The sequence below is a fragment of the Acinetobacter sp. DMC2 genome, from assembly GCF_056314305.1.
The window spans coordinates 76,973-99,730 of sequence record NZ_JBQUYP010000004.1 but is presented as its reverse complement, the minus strand read 5'-3'; the positions used below and the strand labels follow the sequence as shown (position 1 = coordinate 99,730).

The window sequence follows — 22,758 nt, the reverse complement described above, 5'->3', positions numbered from 1 at the left end:
TATTGTTTTTTCCTAAAAAATCGTGAGTCTTACGACTTAGTCACCATTTTTCAGTTCAATGTTGATACCTAAAGAACGGATCTCTTTGGTCAATACGTTGAACGATTCAGGCATACCCGGATCCATATAATGGTTACCATCTACAATATTCTTATAGATGCGTGTACGACCTTCAACGTCATCCGACTTAACAGTTAACATCTCTTGAAGAGTATATGCTGCGCCGTAAGCTTCAAGTGCCCAGACCTCCATCTCACCGAAACGCTGACCACCGAACTGTGCTTTACCACCAAGCGGTTGCTGTGTAACAAGTGAGTAAGAACCAGTTGAACGCGCATGCATTTTGTCATCAACCAAGTGGTTCAATTTGAGCATGTACATGTAACCTACAGTTACAGGACGATCAAACTGTTCACCCGTACGACCATCAAACAATACTGTTTGACCAGTACGTGAAATGTCAGCTAATTCAAGTAAGTCTTTAATTTGGCTTTCTTCAGCACCATCAAATACAGGAGTAGCTAAAGGCACACCAGCACGTAAGTTGCCAGAAAGAGCTAAAACTTCAGCATCAGTTAAGCTATCAAGATCTTCTTGCTCGCCACCAACTTTGTTATAAATCTTGTCTAAGAATTCGCGAAGTTCTAAAACTGTACGCTGTTCTTTCAACATTTTTTCGATTTTATCGCCAAGCCCTTTAGCCGCCATACCCAAGTGAGTCTCAAGAATCTGACCCACGTTCATACGAGATGGTACACCCAATGGGTTCAATACGATATCTACTGGTACACCGTTCGCATCGTGTGGCATGTCTTCAACAGGTAAAATGTTAGATACAACACCTTTGTTACCGTGACGACCAGCCATTTTATCACCAGGCTGAATGCGACGTTTAACTGCTAGGTAAACTTTAACAACTTTCAGAACGCCGGTTGTTAACTCATCACCAGTCGAAAGCTTACGTTTCTTCTCTGCAAACTTCTCATCAATTTCTGCACTCTTCTCTTTCAAGAACACTTGAATTTGAGATAAACGTTCAGCAATTGCTTCGTCTGTAGGTTGGATTTCAAGTAAGTCAACAAGCTCTAAACCAGACAACATATCTTCAACAAGTTTGTCGCCACGTTTAGTCGAACCACCACCGTTAGATTCTTGGCCTTTAAGCAAACGAATTACACGCTCACGAGCTGCTTCTTCAAAGATCTTGTATTCTTCTTTCAAGTCTTTACGGTAAGAGTCAAGCTGTGCTTTTTCAATTGCTAACGCACGGTCATCTTTCTCTAAGCCATCACGAGTGAAGACTTGAACATCGATAACTGTACCTTTAGTACCAGATGGAACACGTAAAGATGAGTCTTTAACGTCAGCTGCTTTCTCACCAAAGATCGCACGAAGCAATTTTTCTTCAGGAGTTAACTGAGTTTCACCTTTAGGCGTTACTTTACCAACAAGGATGTCACCAGCAGTAACTTCAGCACCGATATAAACGATACCTGATTCATCAAGTTTAGAAAGTGCAGCTTCACCTACGTTAGGAATATCGGCAGTAATTTCTTCTGCACCTAACTTAGTATCACGCGCTACACATGATAATTCTTGAATATGAATAGAAGTTAAACGGTCTTCTTGAAGTACACGCTCAGATAACAAGATCGAGTCTTCGTAGTTGTAACCATTCCACGTCATGAACGCTACACGCATGTTTTGACCAAGCGCAAGCTCACCCATATCTGTTGACGGACCGTCTGCCAAAATGTCACCGCGAGCAACTTTGTCGCCCAAATTCACGATAATATTTTGGTTAATACAAGTGTTTTGGTTAGAACGTGTATATTTAATGAGGTTGTAAATATCTACACCAGCCTCACCTGCAATCATTTCATCTTCGTTTACACGAATAACGATACGAGAAGCATCTACATATTCAATCGCACCACCACGGTTTGCGATCACACATACCCCAGAGTCACGTGCTACGTTCGCTTCCATACCTGTACCTACAAGCGGTTTATCCGCACGTAGAGTAGGAACGGCCTGACGTTGCATGTTTGAACCCATTAATGCACGGTTCGCGTCATCGTGTTCAAGGAATGGAATAAGCGATGCAGCTACAGATACTACCTGCTGTGCAGATACATCCATATGCGTCACTTTTTCAGGTGGCATACGTACGAATTCACCTTGATGACGAACAGAAACGAATTCTTCTGTTAAGTTGCCATCTTTATCTACAGCAGAGTCGGCCTGTGCAATAACAGTACCCACTTCTTCAATAGCAGATAAATATTCAACTGCATCAGTTACACGACCATCTACTACTCTACGGTATGGTGTTTCCAAGAAACCGAAGTCATTCGCTTTTGCATATACAGAAAGCGAGTTAATCAAACCAATGTTTGGACCTTCAGGCGTTTCAATTGGACATACACGACCATAGTGAGTTTGATGTACGTCACGTACTTCAAAGCCCGCACGTTCACGCGTTAAACCACCAGGTCCAAGCGCTGAAACACGACGTTTATGTGTAATTTCAGATAATGGGTTGTTTTGATCCATAAACTGAGACAATTGGCTTGAACCAAAGAATTCTTTGATTGCAGCTGCAACTGGTTTTGCGTTAATGAGATCTTGTGGAGACAAATTATCTGTTTCTGCTTGGCTTAAACGTTCTTTAACAGCACGTTCAACACGAACTAAACCAACACGGAATTGGTTTTCAGTCATTTCACCAACAGAACGTACACGACGGTTACCCAAGTGATCGATATCGTCGACTTCACCTTTACCGTTACGGATTTCAACTAATGTACGTAATACATCGATGATATCTTCGTGCGATAAAATACCTTCTACTTCACGTGACTTCTGGTCAGTACCAACTTCGTATGGGCGACCCAAACGACGGTTGAACTTCATACGACCTACTGGAGATAAGTCATAACGTTCAGAAGAGAAGAATAAGTTATTAAATAAGTTTTCAGCAGCTTCTTTTGTTGGTGGCTCGCCTGGACGCATTACTTTATAGATTTCAACTAATGCTTCTTCACGGCCAGATGTTGTGTCAGCACGTAATGAGTCAGCAACAAATGAACCACGGTCAATATCGTTCGTGAACAAGATATTGAATTGTTTAACGCCGCCTTCTGCCAGTTTCACCATAACTTCATGGCTTAACAATGTATTTGCAGCAATCACATCACCATTACGTAAAGTAATATCTTCAGCAGTGATACGCTCATACAAGTACTCATCAGGAACTGATAGCTTAGCTAAACCAGAAGCTTCCATTTGACGTACGTGACGTGCATTAATACGTTTACCTTGTTCAACAATGATTTTACCGTCATTGTCAGCGATATCAAATTGCGCCATTTCGCCACGTAGACGATCTGGAACGAGGTCAATTTGATAGCTACCCATATCAAGATATACAGGTACTTTCTCATAGAACAAATTCAAGATTTGTTCATTGTTATAACCCAATGCACGCAACACAACAGTTGCTAATAATTTACGACGACGGTCAATACGTACATAAACTAAATCTTTAGCATCAAATTCGAAATCTAACCATGAACCACGGTAAGGAATAATACGTGCAGAATAAAGTACTTTACCACTTGAATGTGTTTTGCCTTTATCGTGATCGAAGAACACACCAGGTGAACGATGTAATTGAGATACAATTACACGCTCAGTACCATTGATAACAAAGGTACCATTGTCTGTCATGAGTGGCATTTCACCCATGTAGACTTCTTGTTCACGTACGTCTTTAATAGATTTAGTTTCGCGATCTTTAATAATCAAACGAATTTTTACGCGCATTGGTGCTGCATAAGTCGAACCACGTAAAATACATTCACGCACATCAAACTCAGGCTTACCAAGGCTATACTCAACAAATTCTAAAGCAGCATTGCCAGAATAACTTTCTATAGGAAAAACTGAACGAAATGCGGCTTGGAGACCGATATCTTCGCGGTTTTTTGGAGATTTGCCACCTTGCAAGAACGTTCTATACGAATCGACCTGAATCGAAAGTAAGTACGGTGCTTCCATTACTTGGGGCAATTTACCAAAATTCTTACGGATCCGTTTCTTTTCGGTATATGAGTATGCCATCTGGAGTCCTCGGAAAGTAAACCAAGCCCGCCTGCAGAACGGGCTCAGAAGGAATTACACAGGCCGATATGGCCACCACTGTTTACAAATGCTGCAATTTTTAGTGGTATTAAAACGCTTAACAATATTTTTTAAAAAGAAAAATATTGGTAAGCATTTGAAATTACTTTGATTCTTCTGAAATATAACAGTTATTGTACAGAACAAACAAAAATCGAGCCGATTATTGTAACGCAAAAAGGCTGATGACCCAAGAGCCATCAGCCATTTTATGGAGCCGATTTAAAAACCGACTCCTTTTACAATTACTTAAGTGTAACTGTAGCACCAGCTTCTTCAAGTTTCTTCTTAAGTTCTTCGCCTTCTTCTTTAGAAACGCCTTCTTTAAGAACTTGTGGAGCACCTTCAACTAGGTCTTTAGCTTCTTTAAGACCAAGGCCAGTTGCTTCACGAACTGCTTTAATTACAGCTACTTTGTTAGCACCAAAAGAAGTCAACTCAACGTTGAATTCAGTTTGTTCTTCAGCAGCAGCAGCAGCAGGAGCAGCAGCTACAGCTACAGCAGCAGCAGATACGTTGAATTTTTCTTCAAAAGCAGAAATAAGTTCAACAAGTTCAAGAACAGTTTTTTCAGCAACTGCGTTTAGGATTTCTTCGTTTGTTAAAGCCATGAGATTAACTCCAAATGGGTATTGAATGGTGTGGAAGTAGATTTAAGCTTAAGCAGCTTCTGACTCGTTTTTCTCTTGAAGCGCTGTAAGTAAGCGACCCAATTTCGAAATAGGAGCTTGAAGAACAGATGCGAGCATAGTAAGCGCTTTTTCTTGGTTTGGAAGGTTTGCGATAACGCTAACATCAGCACCTTGATAAAGTTTGCCATCAAATGCAGCAGCTTTTAATTCAAATGCTTTGTTAGTTTTAGCAAATTCTTCAAACAAGCGTGCAGCTGCACCCATATCGTCTTCAGAAGTTGAGAATGCTAAGATTGTTGGGCCAACAAGGTTGTCATTCAAGATTGCAAATTGCGTATCTTGAAGAGCACGTTTAGCCAAAGTGTTACGTACAACGCGTGTAGCAACACCTAGTTTACGAGCTTCAACACGAAGAGTAGTTAATTGCTCAACGGTTAAACCTTGATAGTCAGCAACAACGGCAGCGAACGCTGTAGAAGCAGTTTGAGCCACTTCAGCAACGATCTGTTTTTTGCTTTCAATAAGAAGAGCCATTGTAAAACCTCCTAACGGTGATTTATGTACTCAAAAAAGTACACTCCCAATTCGCAAGTCAATAAGGATTTGACTTGCACGCGGAGGAGGAATAAATCACACCACCGCGTCTACGCAGGCTGGGTTATTAAGAAGATATTCAAAAGAAGTCTCTTCGCCTGTGGTCTTTGACGCTGATAAATTTACATTTATCAATTCAAAGTCCGCCTGATGAGTGAGGAAACAAAGCAATACTTTGAATGAGTATAAAAACCTATAATTTTTATACTCTGCCCTCAATCAGGACTTTAAAATTCTTGACCAAGTTTTAAACTTAGTTAGAAACGTTGCTTACATCAACAGTAAGACCAGGACCCATAGTTGAGCTCAAAGTGATCTTTTTGATGTATACACCTTTAGAAGTTGCAGGTTTTAACTTTTTCAAGTCAGCAACTAAGGTTTCAACGTTTTGACGGATAGCAGCAGCTTCAAAGCCTAATTGACCGATCGCAGCATGGATAATACCCGCTTTGTCTACACGGTAACGAGCCTGACCAGATTTAGCGTTTTTAACAGCATTCGCTACATCAGGAGTTACAGTACCAACTTTAGGGTTTGGCATTAAACCACGTGGACCAAGAATTGTACCGAGCTTACCAACAACACGCATAGCGTCAGGAGCAGCGATTACAACATCAAAGTCAAGGTTTCCGCCTTGAATGCTTTCAGCAAGGTCATCAAAACCTACGATGTCTGCACCAGCTTCTTTAGCAGCTTCTGCTTGCGCGCCTTGAGCAAACACAGCTACACGTACAGTTTTACCAGTACCAGCAGGTAATGTAGTCGCACCACGTACAACCTGATCAGATTTACGTGGGTCTACACCAAGATTTACAGCTACATCCAAAGATTCTTTGAACTTTGCAGCAGGTAGGCTGTTAAGAACTTGCACTGCTTCTTCCAAAGTGTAAACTTTGTTTGCTTCAACAGCAGCAGCAATGGCTTTTTGACGTTTAGTTAACTTTGCCATGTCTTATAGCTCCACTTCCAAGCCCATAGAACGCGCAGAACCAGCAATGGTACGTACACGTGCGTCTAAATCAGCACCAGTTAAATCTGGTTCTTTAGTAGTCGCAATTTCTTCTAACTGAGCACGAGTCAACTTACCAACTTTAGTTTTGTTTGGTACAGATGAACCCTTTTGGATACCAGCAGCTTTCTTAAGAAGAATAGAAGCTGGAGGAGTTTTCATGATGAATGTGAACGACTTGTCGTTGTACACAGTAATCACTACAGGAATTGGAAGACCTGGTTCAACTTTTTGTGTAGCAGCATTGAATTCTTTACAGAATGCCATGATGTTTACACCGCGCTGACCTAATGCAGGACCAATTGGTGGAGATGGATTTGCTTTACCAGCTGGAACTTGCAGCTTGATATAGCCGTCAATCTTCTTAGCCATTTTAAAATACCTCTGGGTACGAACGCCGCTAGGCTCCCCAATCTTTACGCAACACTACTGTTACAACAACAATGCCCGATAAAATCGGGCGCTTTTCAACCAATTAAGATTAAATCGTTTTTTCGACTTGGCGAAATTCGAGTTCAACCTGAGTTGGTCGATTAAATACATTAATCGTCAACGTTAAACGTGACTTTTCGTATTGAACTTCTTCCACCACACCTTTAAAGTCTGTGAATGGACCGTCAATAACAAGTAATTCTTCACCAGGCTCAAACATCGTCTTAGGACGTGGTGCTTCACCTGTATTACGTACACGCGCAAGAATCGCATCTGCTTCGCGCTGAGTGATTGGTGCTGGTTTTTCAGGTGTACCACCAATGAAACCTAGAACCTTTGGACATTCTTTAACGATATGCCAAGTATCATCATTCATTTCCATTTCGACTAACACATAGCCAGGAAAGAATTTACGCTCAGATTTACGTTTCTTACCATCCTTCATTTCTACCACTTCTTCGGTAGGAACAAGGACATCACCAAAGCTATCAGCAACAGCGCTACGCTGGATTCGTTCTGTAAGCGAACGCAACACTTGTTTTTCATAGCCAGAGTAGGCATGAATAATGTACCAACGTTTCATAGCTCTTTTACCCGATAATCAACTTAATTAACCAACCCAAACCATAGTCAAAGCACCATAAAACCAATGATGCAACAACTACAACCAATAGAACCTGCCACGATGTAGTGACTGTTTCTTGTTTTGTTGGCCAAGTTACTCGACGCAATTCGACTCGTGCATCTTTTAGCAAACGAACGAAGCCTTTACCTTGATGGGTGGCGTATAATAAACCTAAAGCCACAACGATACAAGCAAAAATTGCCCCAACGCGCACCCAAATATTATTTGCAGGCGCCCAATACGCTGGTAAATACTGATTCACCATAGTAGCTAAAAGCAAGAATGCAATTGCAATCACCCATAGAACAATATCTAAAGGCGAACCAGAACGAACAACTTCAGCAGAATTATTTCTTTGAGGAATTGGCGCGTCGCTCAATGCGTCACGCGATTTATCATTCGACATTTTTGTACTCGTCGTAGAACTCGCGACTTATTATATGAACAACTAAGCCAGCATCAAGCTTTTTATTTCAAAATATGGCAGGTCAGGAGGGACTCGAACCCCCAACATTCGGTTTTGGAGACCGACGCTCTACCAATTGAACTACTGACCTATAATGCAAGTTGAGAGCCAAAGCCCTCAACTTGAGACGTAATCCGTCACTATATTATGCTTATGCAGTTACTTTCGCAACAACACCAGCACCTACAGTACGACCACCTTCACGGATCGCAAAACGTAGACCTGGGTCCATTGCGATTGGGTGGATTAATTCTACTGACATTTCAACGTTGTCACCTGGCATAACCATTTCAACGCCGTCTTGTAATTGGATTGCGCCAGTTACGTCAGTTGTACGGAAGTAGAACTGTGGACGGTAACCGTTAAGGAATGGAGTATGACGACCACCTTCTTCTTTAGAAAGTACGTATACTTCTGCATCGAATTTAGTGTGCGGCTTGATTGTACCTGGTTTAGCAAGTACTTGACCACGTTGTACGTCTTCACGCTTAGTACCACGTAAAAGAACGCCACAGTTCTCGCCTGCACGACCTTCGTCAAGAAGTTTACGGAACATTTCTACGCCAGTTACAGTTGTTTTAACTGTATCTTTAATACCAACGATCTCTACTTCTTCACCAACTTTAACGATACCAGCTTCTACACGGCCTGTTACTACAGTACCACGACCAGAAATTGAGAATACGTCTTCGATTGGCATTAAGAATGCTTTGTCGATAGCACGTTCTGGTTCTGGAATGTAAGAGTCAAGCGCTTCAACAAGAGCAAGAACTGAAGACTCGCCATATTGACCAGCATCACCATTAAGAGCAGCAAGAGCTGAACCACGGATAACAGGAGTGTCATCACCTGGGAAGTCATAAGTAGAAAGAAGTTCACGAACTTCCATTTCTACTAATTCAAGTAATTCTTCATCATCAACAAGGTCACACTTGTTCAAGAATACGATGATGTAAGGTACACCAACCTGACGAGAAAGAAGGATGTGTTCACGAGTTTGTGGCATTGGACCATCAGTCGCAGCACATACAAGGATCGCGCCGTCCATCTGAGCAGCACCAGTAATCATGTTTTTAACATAATCGGCGTGGCCTGGGCAGTCTACGTGAGCGTAGTGACGGATTGGAGAATCGTATTCTACGTGAGAAGTATTAATTGTAATACCACGTGCTTTTTCTTCAGGTGCTGAGTCGATTTGTGAGTAATCTTTCGCTTCACCGCCGTAAGTTTTTGCACAAATAGTTGCAATCGCAGCAGTTAAAGTTGTTTTACCATGGTCAACGTGACCAATTGTGCCCACGTTTACGTGTGGCTTATTACGTTCAAACTTAGCCTTAGCCATGTTTATAGTCCTCGTTTACGTCGAACACAATTCTGAGCAAGACTCAGCATCGACATATCGCCTAAAAAATCAAACACCCAATACTTGAAAAGCAGACTAATAAGCCTGCTTTTTAAATCTTTGTAGAAAATCTACTAAACTGTATCTGGAGCTCTTATCGAGATTTGAACTCGAGACCTCTCCCTTACCAAGGGAGTGCTCTACCACTGAGCTATAAGAGCGATTATCCTTCGATGGAGCGGGAGACGAGGGTCGAACTCGCGACATGCAGCTTGGAAGGCTGCCGCTCTACCAACTGAGCTACTCCCGCACGATGCTGGTATACTTAGCACTTCAATCGAAGTTAATGGTGGTGAGAGAAGGATTCGAACCTTCGAAACTTTCGTAGCGGAGTTACAGTCCGCCCCCTTTGACCGCTCGGGAATCTCACCATATCACACTTATTTCAGTGTTATCCTACATTTAACAACTTCACACTTTAGATGGTGCCGGCACACGGATTCGAACTGTGGACCTACTGATTACAAGTCAGTTGCTCTACCAACTGAGCTATGCCGGCGCTTCTTAGTGTTTCGTACGTTTCGTATCGGAACGGTGTGCAGTTTAGCAAAACTTCCAAACGATGCAAGCAGTTTTTTAAAAAAAATTGCTAAAAACTCATAAAATCAATCCGTTTGACGATAATTCAACCGCTTTGATCACTGCGCGAGCTTTTATTTGAGTTTCATTCCATTCTGATTCTGGATTTGAGTCAGCAACCAAGCCTGCTCCTGCCTGCACATACACTTTTTTATCGCGGATTACACACGTACGGATTGCAATCGACATATCCATTTCACCATGCCATCCTAAATACCCCACTGCCCCACCAAAAACACCTCTTTTCACAGGCTCTACTTCGTCAATAATTTCCATTGCACGAATTTTCGGTGCGCCAGATAAAGTACCTGCTGGGAAAGTTGCCTTAAATACGTCTAGTGCATCGATATCATCACGCACTTCACCTTGTACATTTGAAACAATGTGCATGACATGGGAATAGCGTTCAATCACCATTTGATCAGTCACTTGGACCTTCCCAATTTTGGAAACTCGCCCAACATCATTTCGACCAAGGTCAATCAGCATTAAATGCTCTGCGATTTCTTTTTCATCAGAAAGTAAGTCTTTTTCTAAAGCAATATCTTCTTCTTTAGTTTTTCCACGAGGTCTGGTACCTGCAAGCGGACGTACTGTCGCAATACCATTTTCGAGGCGAGAAAGAATTTCTGGTGATGACCCTACAATATGAAATGGCTTTTTATCTGTAATGGTTTGTCCTTGTACCAAAAATAAATAAGGCGAAGGATTTAAATGACGCAAAGCACGATAAACCTGTAAAGCTTCACCATCAAAATCAGAAACCATGCGTTGCCCAGGAACAACCTGCATCACATCACCCGCACGGATGTATTCTTTAACCTTTTCTATGGTCTCAAGAAATTTCGCTTTACCTGTAATCGATTCAAAATGTGGGGGTGTATGCGGCTTAGCTTGCAAACTAACTGGTGTAGCCAACAACTGTTCCAATTGATCTAATTTTTGCTGCGCATCTTCATAAGCATTTGGCTGTGCTGTATCGGCATGAACAATTAAAAATAGAGTATCTTTAAGGTTATCAAAGACAATGACCGTTTTTGATAGCATTAACCATAAATCCGGCAATGTAATTGGATCAGCCGCAGGAACATTTTTTAAACGTGGCTCTATGTAGCGAACTGCATCATAGCCTAAATAACCAACCAGCCCGCCAGTAAAACTTGGTAAGTCTGGTAAAAGCTCAGCTGGTGGAACTGTAAATTGCTTCTGGAATTCACGAATATATTCAAATGGATCTAGACAATCTTCTTGTGTGATCGAACCATCAACATGCTGTATAGATAAAATGCCTGCATTACATGAAAAAACTGTCGACTCCCCCAAACCAATCATAGAGTAACGCGCCCAGTTTTCACCACCTTCAACCGACTCAAATAAATAAGCTTGTTTTTGCTCCTTAAAACGAGCAAAAACAGATAAAGGTGTTTCCGTATCTGCCAAACGCTGACGATAAACTGGAATAGTGTTGTAACCTGATGCTTTAAGCTGTTCGAATTGCGCTAAAGTAGTCATGAATTTTTCTCTAATATGGTTTCGATTTAAAAGTGTGTTTTTCTAGTTTCGATTTAGACACGCCATCGAAAAACCATACGCTTATTCATGCTGATCTCCATTTCACTCATTAGATAATTAACTCAGCCAAACTATCAACCACTTGCTGAGGCTTGCAATCATAAATATTTTCTCCATGATTATAGCCATAGCTAACCACAATACAATCAATTCCCGCACGACGCGCAGCCTCAATATCATTACTTGAATCGCCAATCATTAATGATTGTGACGCAGATATTTTTAGACTTTGCATACAATGCAACAAAGGCAAGGGATGTGGCTTTCTCTCTGGCAAGCTATCGCCTCCAAGTACAACTTGAAAATAAGAAGAAAGTTCTAATGCATCAAGTAACCCTTGAGCAAGTTGCACAGGCTTATTGGTAACACATGCCATATGTATATTCAAAGTTTTACAATGCTTTAAAAACTCAGTTACACCCGGATAAATTTGAGTATTCACACAAAGTTCCGCACCGTATATGTCAACAAATTTCTGCAAGAGAACTTTATGCTGTTCAGCATCTAATTTTCCAAAAATATGAAGCAGAACACTTTCACAGAGTTTAGACACTCCCTTACCCACCCATGCTCGGATCTGGGCTTCTGTTATTAAAGGCCATTCTAATTCTTGTAAACTTAAATTCATTGATCTATATAAATCAGCAGCAGAATCAACTAGTGTTCCATCTAGATCAAATAAAATTAAATCGCGCTTACTTAATTGTGCAACAGACATCTTCTTCTTCTCAAAATTTAAAAGGCATGCGTTTAGCATGCCTTGATTGTAAAAGCAGCAACGGATTATTTAAAGAATAACCATGCTAATAAAGCTAAAATTACTAAAATAATAATAGTGATTAAACCAACTGAGGCATTCTTCTGTTGCTCTTTTTCTTCAGCAACACGAGAAACAGGCTCCTCAAAGGCAACAGGTGATGGTTGTTTTACATTGACATCCACACCCTCTGGAATAGGTGCAGGCTTTGGTATAGAAACATTCTGTGGCATACCATCGCGACGAACTTCTGTTTCTGCAGCACGCTCTGCAAGACTTGGCATTCCTTGATCACTTAAGTCTTGTGTTAGTGCAGCAGTTTGCACTGGTTCTGCTTCGATTTCGGGTAACTCTAATATTTCTTTTGCAGGCGCTAATACAGAAAATTTAAAGCTAGCAAATTGAACAATATCACCATCATGCAGCTGCTTTTCTTGTTCAATACGAATATCGTTTACAAATGTGCCATTCGATGAATTAAGGTCTTGCACCCATAGCACTTGATCTTTTAGAAGCAATGCAGCATGGCGACGTGAAATTTCAGCGGCTTGCAATAATACATCAGCATCTTGATGGCGCCCAACTAACATATCACGATCAACATTAATTTCTTGGCCAGTAATTTCGCCAGTAATTGCTTGTAATTTCCAAGTCATGCGTATGTCCTATTCATTTTTTATCAATCATAACATGCTACTACGGTGCTGTGCTTGGACGCAGTGTCGTTGTTGTTACGGTATTTTTAGTACGATTAACTTCAGGTTCAGGCAACTGTAAGGTTTGTCTTTGAACCGATGGCTCTACAGCTACAGGTGTTGTTACTGTCGAGCTTTTGCCACCTGAAGGAACTTGCTGATAATTTTTTGGCTGAGAGCTAATACTTGGCGGTGTCATCTTTTGATTATAGACATCATCAACCTGTTCAGGCAATTTGGCAAAATTGCCATTTCTATCCATCGCTAATTGCAAGCTATAAAGTTGACTATAGCGCTGCTGAGACAAACGGCGCACATCGTTTGCATCGCCTACAATCGTTGGGTGGATAAAAACGAGAAGGTTGCGTTTTACATTGCTTCTATTATCTGATCGGAACAATCGCCCAACATAAGGGATACTGCTCAACCCAGGTATGCCTTGTCTTGAAAGTGACGTATCATCCGACACCAAACCACCAAGGACCACTGTCTGTCCATGTTCGGCCAAAACAGCAGTTTTAATAGCACGTTTACTTGTTACCAAGTCAGCTGCTTGCCCGCGACTGTCTTGAACAGCAGAGACTTCTTGCTCTACTTCCAAACGCACTGTACCACCTTCACCGATATGCGGAACAACTTTTAATGTCACACCCACATCTTTACGTTCAACAGTTGTATAGGGATTAATACCTGTACTATTCGTAGTGACTGACCCTGTTACAAAGGGCACGTTCTGACCGACAACAATATAAGCCTCTTCATTATCCATCGTCACAATAGATGGTGTCGAAAGTAAATTTGATTTGGTATTCGTTTTAAGCGCTTGAATTAATGCACCATAAGCCTTACGGGAATTCTCAAAATTACCCAGAGCCAAAGTTGCCCCATTACCTTTATTGGCTCCCCCAGCAATAGCGGATGCTGCCCCAGCCGAGCCACCCGATAAATAACCAGCAGCAATAGAAGATAAACTAGCACCAACATTACTAAAGCTAAGTAAACCAATCCCACTAGATAAATCACCTAGCGCCCATTGGATTCCAAGTTGGTCCGCATCATCCCCTGAAACTTCAATAATTGCAGCTTCAATCAGAACTTGTTGACGTCTAACATCAAGCTGCTGAATCGCAGATTCAATTTCACGCATTAATTGAGGATCGGCCTTAACCACTAACGAGTTTTGGGCATTATCCGCAATAATACTCACACCATTTTGGCTAAAGCTAGAGATACTGTTCTGATTACTATTATTTGAATTACCGTTTAAATTAATAGATGGTGTAGAAATCGAGCCCCCATTTGAACCAGAGGTATTTGAGCTGGAATTTTGGTTATTACCCATCAAATTATTGATCGGATTCGATGAGTTAGAAGAACTATTATTATTTGACGAAGAAACAGCTTGTCCTGTTACGAGGCCTTGCAAAATCTCAGATAAGTTTTTTGCACTTGCATATTTTAATCGAAAAACTTTTAAGCCACCTAAACGGTCTGCTGAAGGCACATCTAACATTTCAATCATATGGCGAATACGTTTACGCGTTTCAGGATCGCCCTTTACTAAAATACGATTCGTTCGGTTGTCTGCAATAATACGGATACGGGCCCCGTTAAAATCTTTAGATGCCCCAGTAGCGCTCATTGCCTCAAGTTGAGTAATGATTTCTTCCGCTTGGCTCGATTGGAGACTTATTGCCTCAATATCATTTTGCCCCGTACCGTCGAGGTTACGAATGATATTTTCAAGTTGGTAGATATTTGCAGCTCGGTCCGACACAATCAGCGCGTTAGTCCCTGCTATCGCAGCCATATGTGCAAATTGCGGCATTAAAGGGCGAAGTGCTGGAATTAAATCATTTGGATTCGTATTTTCAAGCCAAATGACTCGAGTGACAATTTGATCACCACGCAGTCTATTTCTAGAATCGTAAGGGATTCCCGAATTCTTAACATTACTATCTGGCACAAGTTTGATGGTGTTCCCAGAAGGAATTGCCACTACCCCATTTACATTTAAGACCCCAAGAAAGAGATCATAAACTTCATCTTTATTAAGTGGTTTATTCGATATTACTGTGACATTGCCACGCACTCGCGGATCTACTGCAAAGTTTTTCCCCGTAATATCTGCAACTTCATTAATAAATGCAGTTAAGTCAGCATCACGTAAATTGATCTTCCATGTCTGGGCATAAACGCTGCTACTCACTGTCGCAATCAATGGGGCAGCTGCAAGTAATGCCCAAAGTGGACGTTGATGATTCAATAAAGCCATAACTTGCGATAATTCCTAACTCTTATGGTGACGTGTTATCACTAAAAATTTTGTTGTATGGTCATCACTTGATCACCACGTTTTATTTCTAATTTCACTTGTCCAGCTCGACGAGCCTGTTCAAGTAACTGCACATCCGTTTGTCCTTGCCCAACCGTTTGACCGTTTAAGGAAACAATCCGGTCACCCGGCCTTAAACCTAACTTATTTCTAAGCGCAGTGGGTGTACGTTCTGTAACTTCAAAACCTTCGCTTGAGTTCCCGCTTACCCCCATATCTTTGAGGTACTGCTCTCGGTTCCCCTGCATTTGCTGAATAGCCTGTCCTAACGCCTCTTGAGTCGTATTAACTGGTGCCGATGACTGAGGCGCAGTAGCAGCTGGTTGTGAGGCATCTGGCGTCATAGGTTGATATAAACCGTTTGGCAAGCCTTTAAACTGAAGTTCACGCGTACTTCCATTACCTTGACGCAATATCACGTGATCCCAATAAACTTCTGCCAACTGATAAGAGGTAGAACCTATTGTTTCTCCCACCCGATACCGGTCAGCAGTATTATCAAGCTTAATAACAGCCGAAGAAAAACGGTTCGGATAACCCAGCATCACGCCTTGTAATTCTAGGTTGACATTTTCCTGAGCTGCATTGGCTGAAGGTTCATTAAAAAGCGAAAAAGTACTAATGTTAGGAATTTGTGGTTGCTGTGATCCTAACTCTACCCGATCAAACTGCATCATTTGAGGAGGTGCAATCACCCACCAAAATAATGAAGCCAATTTCCAGCACAGCCATAGAATTAAAACGGCAAATACAACCACACTTAACCGATCTAATTTTTGCCATTGTAGATGCTGTAATTTCTCAATCCACACTTTCATTAGTTACCCCCTTGTATTAAGGGCTGACGAGAACTAATGACAAATGTATCTAAACCAGCTTTTCCATCATAAGATGGAATATTCAGTAATAATCTTTGCGTAAGCTGCACATCAAGCATCATGTTGGCATCTAATAAAAGATTCGCCATTTTTTGACTGCGTTGATCACGTATATCAACTTGTAGTTGACCGCTTTGATCTGTTAGTTGCCCAGTTAAAGAAGGCATATTCATCCGATCTTGACGATCACCAATATTATAAATTAAAGCACCGCCACCCCAATGCAATTGACCGTCAACTGCGGCGAAACCCTGCTCTTTTTTATAACTAAAATTAATATCTTTTAACTGGATACTATTTACAGGCCATTGCCAGTTCACAATTTGTTTTAATGTTTCAGGCGCAACCTGACCATTCATAGCTTTTACAATTACTTTTTTACCCACGCCATAGCCCATTACCCCAGATAGTTGAGTATTTCCACTATGGATATCTACATCAGCAGCGAACCGTAATAAAAACAGGTCAAGAGGTCTAGTTTTCCAATGAATCGAGCCTCTCAAAGTACCACGCCGCCAATCTGCTTGGCCTTGCCAGATATTTCCACTTACATTGTGTAGAGTTTGATTATTCTTTGAAAATTTAGAAATTAGCCACGTCGCCGGGATCTGTAAAATAATAAAAATTAAAAATGCAATGAGTGCAAATAACCACCACTTCCATTGCTTAGACTTTTTCTTCATTCAGCCTTACCAACATGCAAATTATCGTCCTTATTTTGAGAGTAGCTCCCTAGTCTGACATTATGCATACTTTTTCAACATCGCCAATTCACTTCATATAAAAAAACCAAGCAATCGGGCTTGGCTTCGGTATTAAGACTATAAGTTGAACGTATGACAAAATCATGAAAACCTAATGCTAAAAGAACTAAATGCAAATTTGATCTCAACAATGTATTTAAAGATGAATTTAAACACTCAATTTCTTAAATAATATTTACAGCACGCTTTAGATATTTTATGCATAAAAAAACCAGACAAATCTGTCTGGCTTTTTAAATCGGCAATACGATTAGATTAAGAAATCTTCAAGTTTTGCGCCTTTTTCAATTTCAGCAACTAACCAGCGTGGTTGTTTACCACGGCCAGTCCAAGTCTCTTCAGAATTGTTTTTGTTGCGGTAACGTGGCTCAACAGATTTACGTGTTGTTTTCTTACGTTTTTGAGCGCCAAACTCAAGAAGTTGTTCAACACTAAAACCTACATTTTCAGCGATCTCGATAATTTGATTATAAGCATCTTCGATTGCTTGATCTTTTTTACTTGCAATTAAAGCTTCCGCTTCTTCTTGTAAGCGTTTTAACTCTTCAACAGATAATTCACTGATATCCGGTTTCATTAATAAATACTCCAGTCTTACAGACAATTCAAAATAATACAGACAAAATTTAAAAACATAAAATCAAGACCAATATTATTTATAATCTATTAAATAAGCAATAGTTTGAAAGCCGTGTTCATCAGAATAACTAAAAAAATTACCTTTTATTTACATTATCAATTATAAATGAAATATATTTTATTAATATTTATTTAAGATAAATGTATTAAGTCATGCCCAACAGATTTTTCTAGCTCAATAATTTTTTGTTTTATTTCCTGAGGTATTTCACATTTTCGTTCTGTTAATTTATCTACGCAGACCATAACTGCTTCGCCAGTAGCCACGATTTGTTGTTGTGTTTCGCTCCATAATATATAAGCCATACGGAATGCACTATTACGGAGCTCTTCCACGCGAACACCGACTTTCAATACATCTGGATAAAAAACTGGCTTTAAATATTTACACTGACTTGAGGCTACAACGGTATATAATTGAGCGGTTAATATATTTATTGCTTCCATATATAAAATACGTGAGCTTTCAATATATCGATAATATTGTACATTATTGACATGACCGAAAGCGTCCATATCTCCCCATGCTACTTTCTGTTCATATATTATCGGGTAGACAGACAGTTCTTTCATTTTTGCCTCATATTTTAAATTTTAAAAAATTCGCATCATTTTCAAAGATTAGGTTTAACTGTTTGATTAACACTTCATCTTCATTAAGCGTAGACTTAATACGCAAATAGCTCATTAAAATATTATCTGGATATAATGATAATAATGTTTCAGCCTCTGCTTGACGTCCAGTTGCCATATAGACATGCCATTTTGCAAAGGTTAAAACAGGTAAATTCATATATTGATTTTCAAACTCGATAATTTTTTCTTCGACATCTGCATAGTCTGGGACTTGTTTAAGCAGTTGTTGCTGAAACCACAGATAAAACACTTCTGGATCGAACTGTTCTTTTAATAAGTGTAGTGTTAGGGCTGCGTGCTGCATACTCATATCAGGCATACGCGCCAATAGTTTAAGCCATAACAACTTACTGCTATAAGGTCGAGTTTGAATTTCAGACTCTAAATCCAGATAACGTTGTTGCAAAGCATGCAGATCATCAACAGAAGCTTCATCAAACTGCTGAAGAAGTTGCTGTAACCATAAATCACGGTGCTCAGCATCTAGCAGACCATACTTCATTGAACGTAAATACACCCATGGGTGTAGCAGCGCCAATTGCCCCCATAACGCGGTTAATCTTTGCTGGTAGGCAGTTTCTATTTCCTGAAGCCAAGGCGACAACTGATGCTGATATAAAAACTCAAGATGAGTTAATGCACGTTCAGCTTCGTTTTGGGCTAAAAAGATTTCGATTCGCTCTAACTCTGCCAATTCAAATGCCATAGGCGGTGATTGATCTAAAGCAGCCAATGCTTTCGGATAGTCCCCACTTAAAACCAAAAATTTGGCATCAATAATATTTTTTAAAAGCGCTGACTGAGTAAACACGCGTTCAATAAATACACGTTGATCTTCAGCGGCCTCTAATAACCAAACAATACCTAATTGTTCATAGGGGTGAAGGTTTTTAAACTGAAAAATGTTTTCACTTTTCCTCTGCTCGCGAGAGGAATAACGTTTAACCCAAAGCCATATAAGTTGAGCAATAAAACTCATGACCACAAAAGAAAGGGTTAATCCCCAGACATTTGTTTGCAACTGCAATTGTCGCCAGTAAATGTAGACATACCCCATTCCATAGCCATAACTCAATAAAGCTAAAGCGGCAAAGAGTATTAAACTAATTACGAAATAAACCGACAGGAGGTGTTTCATATCTCCTCCTTATGAGCCAATTAGACCAAGTGTAGATAATTTAGGAACAGGCACGACAGATAAATGTGCCACTTTAGCAATACGTTTTTTTAACTGCTGACTCGTTGCATCAGGCATTTCATCTAGCTTTTGCATCACAGATTGCAACTCGTTTTGGTACTCTGTCATTTTGCCTTGATTGAGTGCCTGTTCAGCAATTAATAATCTTAATTGCACTTCTTTGAGCACTACACTTCGATTCATCAAATTAATAGACGGCGTTTCTACTTTTTCTATGCGGAACCATTTTTTCCACCAAGATACAGACTCGGATTGATCCATCTCAAGCTTAGGCTGAGCTAAAGCTTGCTGAATATTTTTATCAATTGTCTGTAATAAATCATCGATCAATTGATGGCGCTGATTTTGAGCCAAACTGAATTGTTGAACTGCTTGCTTATCCTGCTCAAGCGATTGGCTCAAACTATGTTGCAATGCTGGAGCAATTTCATAGTGCACGAGAGATAGCTGCAACTGATTTAATTGATCAACTGCATAAATCAATTGCTGCTGATCAATTGCAAATTGAATTAAATCTAACTTTTGTTTAATTAAAACTGTAGGAGCAATACCTGTCGGTGGAGCATCTGGGTGAGCTACCGAACTTAGTTTATCGCCTGTATTTACAGGTTGATTCTGTAATTGTCGCTGTAAAGCAACCAATTGATCATTTAGATTGGCATAGTGCTGTTCTGATTGAAGCAGACTTTGCTTAAGCTCAGGAACAGTACGAGAAATTTGCCACATATCGTAACTGAGCTTAGCCAACCAAGCCATGCCCAGTAAAATGATGATAGAAACAAGTTTTCTCATACGAATCCTTATAATGCCTGAATGTGATGAATCATCCCCGAAGGCGTTAAATTTTCAAGTTGAATAATGTGAAAATGAGCCTGTTGTTGATCGCGATATTCTTTAACAATTTGAAAAAGGCGTGGTCCTAAAACCAGATATACACAATCAGGTTGTACATTATTTTTTGAACAAAGCTCTAACCAATATTTCCAGCTGGCCTCACTGGTAATTAAGACCAGCCATTTGTGTAAATTATAATTTGAATTCTGTGTCAGATGTTTGAATGTAGAATATGAGGTTTCTGGGCATTGCCGATGATATAAAACGAAATTTAAAATCTGAATGCCTTGCTGCTGCAAAGTTTCCATCATAAATTGACGTCCACCCTGTCCTCGCCAGAAAGCGACACTACCGGCCTGCTTCATATTATGAAGAATCGGTAGGTTTAACATTCCCTCAGAAGTTTCCACATCTGGAATATGTGCGTCAATGCCATATTCATAAAGACGATTAGCAGTAGCCTGCCCGACCGCAATCCACTGAATATGTTTTAAATCACTGAGCTTTAGACCGCTTTTTTCTAAATACGTCATGCCCACCTCAACAGCAGTTGGGCTGACCACAACAATAGCTTGAGCTTTTCTTAATTGCTGGTAAAGCTGAAGTAATTGTTCCGAAAAGGGTTTAGCAACAAGTTCTAAAAGAGGTAAAGACTCAACCTGATATCCCTTATTTTGCAAAGCTTCTGTTAATTCAGCTGCACGCGAATCAGGTCGAGTATTAATAAACAACATAGTTTAATAGAGAGCCTTTAATAGCTCGCCCGCACCTTGATCAAGTAAGTTTCGAGCAAGGTTTTCGCCCAGTTGATGAGCATTGCTAGCTTCATCTGTCAGTTCAGCACGTAATAATGTTTGCCCATCAGGACTTCCGACACGGCCTTCAATATGAATTTGTCCATTTTGTAGCGTGGCATAACCTGCAATTGGAACCTGACAACCACCTTCAAGATAGGCATTAAAAGCACGCTCAGCACGTACACAAACATCGGTTTCTTCGTGTAATAACGGTTGAATTAAAGCTAATACATCTTGGTCAGCTGCACGGCATTCCAAGCCCAACGCACCTTGACCCACCGCAGGCAAACTAATGTCTGGTGCTAAACAATGACGGATACGTTCTGACAATCCTAAACGCTTCAAACCAGCACTAGCTAAAATAATAGCGTCATATTGACCATCATCTAGTTTCGCTAAACGTGTGCCAACATTTCCACGCAAGTCAATAATTTGCAAATCAGGACGTTGTTTTAAAATTTGAGATTTACGACGTAAACTTGAGGTACCAACTTTTGCACCTTGAGGTAAGTCGGCAAATTTTTCAAATTGATTTGAAACGAAAGCATCTAATGGATCTTCACGTTCACAAATTACTGCCAAGGTTAGACCTTCTGGCAAAGCCATCGGGACATCTTTCATTGAATGTACAGCTAAATCTGCACGCCCATCTAAAAGTGCTGCTTCTAACTCTTTAACAAACAGTCCTTTCCCACCAATTTTTGCTAAAGGCGTATCTAAGATTTTATCGCCCTGCGTGACAAATTTAACCAACTCCACCGTTAAATCTGGGTGAAGCTCCTGTAATCGGGCACGAATATATTCTGCCTGCCAAAGAGCAAGTGGGCTTTGTCGTGTAGCAATTTTCAAGGTTTTCATAAATTCAAGCATGGGCTGGTCAAACGATACACCCTAAACTTAACTTGATCCCTTAAAATTGCAAGTAAAATCTCGCACACCCAAGATAACTCTTTTTAAGTTTAGAGCTGATGGATCCGCTCTCTAAGCATAGATAAATGTCGACGACTCACTGAAAGTCGCTCATCTAAGCCACGTAAACGAACCTGATATTGCCCAGAGCTAACGAGCTCCAGTCCATCTAAATATGCAACTGCAACCAATGCATTTCGATGAATACGAATGAATTGATCTGCAAATTCGGTTTCAAGCTCTTTTAAAGTTTCATCAATTAATACGCTGCCATTTTGATGACGCACAGTGACATATTTTTGATCGGCTAGAAAATAATAGATATTTTCAACTGGAATTAGCTCAACCCCACGATAGGTTTTTGCAGCAATTTGATGTCGCTGTGTTTTTAGATCATGTAAAAAATCATGTTGTGGTAAAGCATTGAGCTGTGCTTGAGTAAGCTGAGTCAATTGACTAAAAACTTGTTCAAGTTCTAGAGGATCAATTGGCTTAAGAAGATAAGCTTGAGCCTGAGACTTAAATGCTTCCAATGCATGTTGATCATAGGCCGTACAGAATACAATCGCAGGTCGAGGATTTAACTGACTTAGCTGTTCCGCACAGACAAGACCATTCATACCTGGCATTTGAATATCAAGTAAAATTACATCCGGGTGATGAAGCCGCGCCTGTTCCAAGGCTTCTTGTCCATGATAAGCCGTTGATACAACTTCATGTCCCATCTTTGAAACTAAACGTGATAATCGCCCCACTGCAAGTGGTTCGTCATCACAAATTAGCACCTTCATTCATCCTCCTTGTCACCGTTAACTTGATC

The 22,758-nt window shown here is 40.4% G+C and carries 21 protein-coding genes and 5 tRNA genes; all 26 read right to left on the bottom strand.

Annotated features, from left to right (window positions below):
• Positions 1–36: 36 nt before the first annotated feature.
• Entirely contained in the window at positions 37–4,125 is a 4,089-nt protein-coding gene (rpoB, locus tag ACT53H_RS09590) for a DNA-directed RNA polymerase subunit beta (protein WP_004795100.1), read from the bottom strand.
• Positions 4,126–4,430: 305 nt separating this feature from the next.
• The gene (gene rplL, locus ACT53H_RS09585) at positions 4,431–4,796 is read right to left on the bottom strand and encodes a 50S ribosomal protein L7/L12 (RefSeq protein ID WP_004795102.1); all 366 of its coding nucleotides are present in this window, start codon (positions 4,794–4,796) and stop codon (positions 4,431–4,433) included.
• Positions 4,797–4,844: 48 nt separating this feature from the next.
• Positions 4,845–5,351 carry a 50S ribosomal protein L10 gene (gene rplJ, locus ACT53H_RS09580; protein ID WP_004699170.1) on the bottom strand — a complete coding sequence of 169 codons (507 nt, stop codon included), beginning with the start codon at positions 5,349–5,351 and terminating at the stop codon, positions 4,845–4,847.
• A 313-nt stretch (positions 5,352–5,664) separates the two neighbouring features.
• Positions 5,665–6,360 carry a 50S ribosomal protein L1 gene (gene rplA / locus ACT53H_RS09575; protein ID WP_004795104.1) on the bottom strand — a complete coding sequence of 232 codons (696 nt, stop codon included), beginning with the start codon at positions 6,358–6,360 and terminating at the stop codon, positions 5,665–5,667.
• A gap of 3 nt (positions 6,361–6,363) precedes the next feature.
• A complete protein-coding gene (rplK, locus tag ACT53H_RS09570) occupies positions 6,364–6,792 on the bottom strand; it encodes a 50S ribosomal protein L11 (RefSeq protein WP_001074682.1) in 429 nt (142 codons plus the stop codon).
• A 109-nt stretch (positions 6,793–6,901) separates the two neighbouring features.
• Complete coding sequence (nusG, locus tag ACT53H_RS09565) at positions 6,902–7,435, bottom strand: transcription termination/antitermination protein NusG (RefSeq protein WP_003654499.1); 534 nt, start codon at positions 7,433–7,435, stop codon at positions 6,902–6,904.
• Positions 7,436–7,442: 7 nt separating this feature from the next.
• Positions 7,443–7,883: a preprotein translocase subunit SecE gene (secE, locus tag ACT53H_RS09560; protein WP_004795106.1), complete on the bottom strand. Its 441-nt coding sequence runs from the start codon at positions 7,881–7,883 to the stop codon at positions 7,443–7,445.
• Between the two features lie 75 nt (positions 7,884–7,958).
• A tRNA-Trp gene (locus ACT53H_RS09555) sits at positions 7,959–8,034 on the bottom strand.
• Between the two features lie 60 nt (positions 8,035–8,094).
• Positions 8,095–9,285, bottom strand: a complete 1,191-nt coding sequence (gene tuf / locus ACT53H_RS09550) for an elongation factor Tu (protein ID WP_004794160.1) — start codon at positions 9,283–9,285, stop codon at positions 8,095–8,097.
• Between the two features lie 146 nt (positions 9,286–9,431).
• Positions 9,432–9,506, bottom strand: a tRNA-Thr gene (locus tag ACT53H_RS09545).
• A gap of 13 nt (positions 9,507–9,519) precedes the next feature.
• Positions 9,520–9,595, bottom strand: a tRNA-Gly gene (locus tag ACT53H_RS09540).
• A 37-nt stretch (positions 9,596–9,632) separates the two neighbouring features.
• A tRNA-Tyr gene (locus ACT53H_RS09535) sits at positions 9,633–9,716 on the bottom strand.
• Between the two features lie 52 nt (positions 9,717–9,768).
• Positions 9,769–9,844: transfer RNA gene (locus tag ACT53H_RS09530), tRNA-Thr, on the bottom strand.
• Between the two features lie 98 nt (positions 9,845–9,942).
• Entirely contained in the window at positions 9,943–11,436 is a 1,494-nt protein-coding gene (gene trpE, locus ACT53H_RS09525; RefSeq protein ID WP_476009153.1) for an anthranilate synthase component I, read from the bottom strand.
• 109 nt (positions 11,437–11,545) lie between these two features.
• Positions 11,546–12,214, bottom strand: a complete 669-nt coding sequence (locus ACT53H_RS09520) for a phosphoglycolate phosphatase (RefSeq protein WP_151964621.1) — start codon at positions 12,212–12,214, stop codon at positions 11,546–11,548.
• 65 nt (positions 12,215–12,279) lie between these two features.
• Positions 12,280–12,909, bottom strand: coding sequence for an FHA domain-containing protein (locus ACT53H_RS09515; protein WP_174731720.1), 630 nt, complete (start codon positions 12,907–12,909; stop codon positions 12,280–12,282).
• Between the two features lie 40 nt (positions 12,910–12,949).
• The gene (gspD, locus tag ACT53H_RS09510; protein WP_474772352.1) at positions 12,950–15,223 is read right to left on the bottom strand and encodes a type II secretion system secretin GspD; all 2,274 of its coding nucleotides are present in this window, start codon (positions 15,221–15,223) and stop codon (positions 12,950–12,952) included.
• Positions 15,224–15,264: 41 nt separating this feature from the next.
• On the bottom strand, positions 15,265–16,101 hold the full coding sequence (locus ACT53H_RS09505; protein ID WP_174731713.1) for a type II secretion system protein N: 837 nt from the start codon (positions 16,099–16,101) through the stop codon (positions 15,265–15,267).
• A complete protein-coding gene (gene gspN / locus ACT53H_RS09500) occupies positions 16,101–16,844 on the bottom strand; it encodes a type II secretion system protein N (protein WP_174731710.1) in 744 nt (247 codons plus the stop codon). The genes ACT53H_RS09505 and gspN overlap by 1 nt, the downstream gene beginning before the upstream one ends.
• Before the next feature lie 331 nt (positions 16,845–17,175).
• A complete protein-coding gene (locus ACT53H_RS09495; RefSeq protein ID WP_002053185.1) occupies positions 17,176–17,502 on the bottom strand; it encodes an H-NS histone family protein in 327 nt (108 codons plus the stop codon).
• A gap of 194 nt (positions 17,503–17,696) precedes the next feature.
• Complete coding sequence (locus ACT53H_RS09490; RefSeq protein WP_174759469.1) at positions 17,697–18,137, bottom strand: acyl-CoA thioesterase; 441 nt, start codon at positions 18,135–18,137, stop codon at positions 17,697–17,699.
• Positions 18,138–18,144: 7 nt separating this feature from the next.
• On the bottom strand, positions 18,145–19,338 hold the full coding sequence (locus tag ACT53H_RS09485; RefSeq protein WP_174727279.1) for a heme biosynthesis protein HemY: 1,194 nt from the start codon (positions 19,336–19,338) through the stop codon (positions 18,145–18,147).
• A 9-nt stretch (positions 19,339–19,347) separates the two neighbouring features.
• On the bottom strand, positions 19,348–20,190 hold the full coding sequence (locus tag ACT53H_RS09480) for a hypothetical protein (RefSeq protein WP_476009152.1): 843 nt from the start codon (positions 20,188–20,190) through the stop codon (positions 19,348–19,350).
• Positions 20,191–20,198: 8 nt separating this feature from the next.
• Complete coding sequence (locus ACT53H_RS09475; RefSeq protein ID WP_476009151.1) at positions 20,199–20,966, bottom strand: uroporphyrinogen-III synthase; 768 nt, start codon at positions 20,964–20,966, stop codon at positions 20,199–20,201.
• A gap of 3 nt (positions 20,967–20,969) precedes the next feature.
• Complete coding sequence (hemC, locus tag ACT53H_RS09470; RefSeq protein WP_035366533.1) at positions 20,970–21,887, bottom strand: hydroxymethylbilane synthase; 918 nt, start codon at positions 21,885–21,887, stop codon at positions 20,970–20,972.
• Positions 21,888–21,988: 101 nt separating this feature from the next.
• On the bottom strand, positions 21,989–22,729 hold the full coding sequence (locus ACT53H_RS09465) for a LytR/AlgR family response regulator transcription factor (RefSeq protein ID WP_476009150.1): 741 nt from the start codon (positions 22,727–22,729) through the stop codon (positions 21,989–21,991).
• Positions 22,730–22,758: the final 29 nt, after the last annotated feature.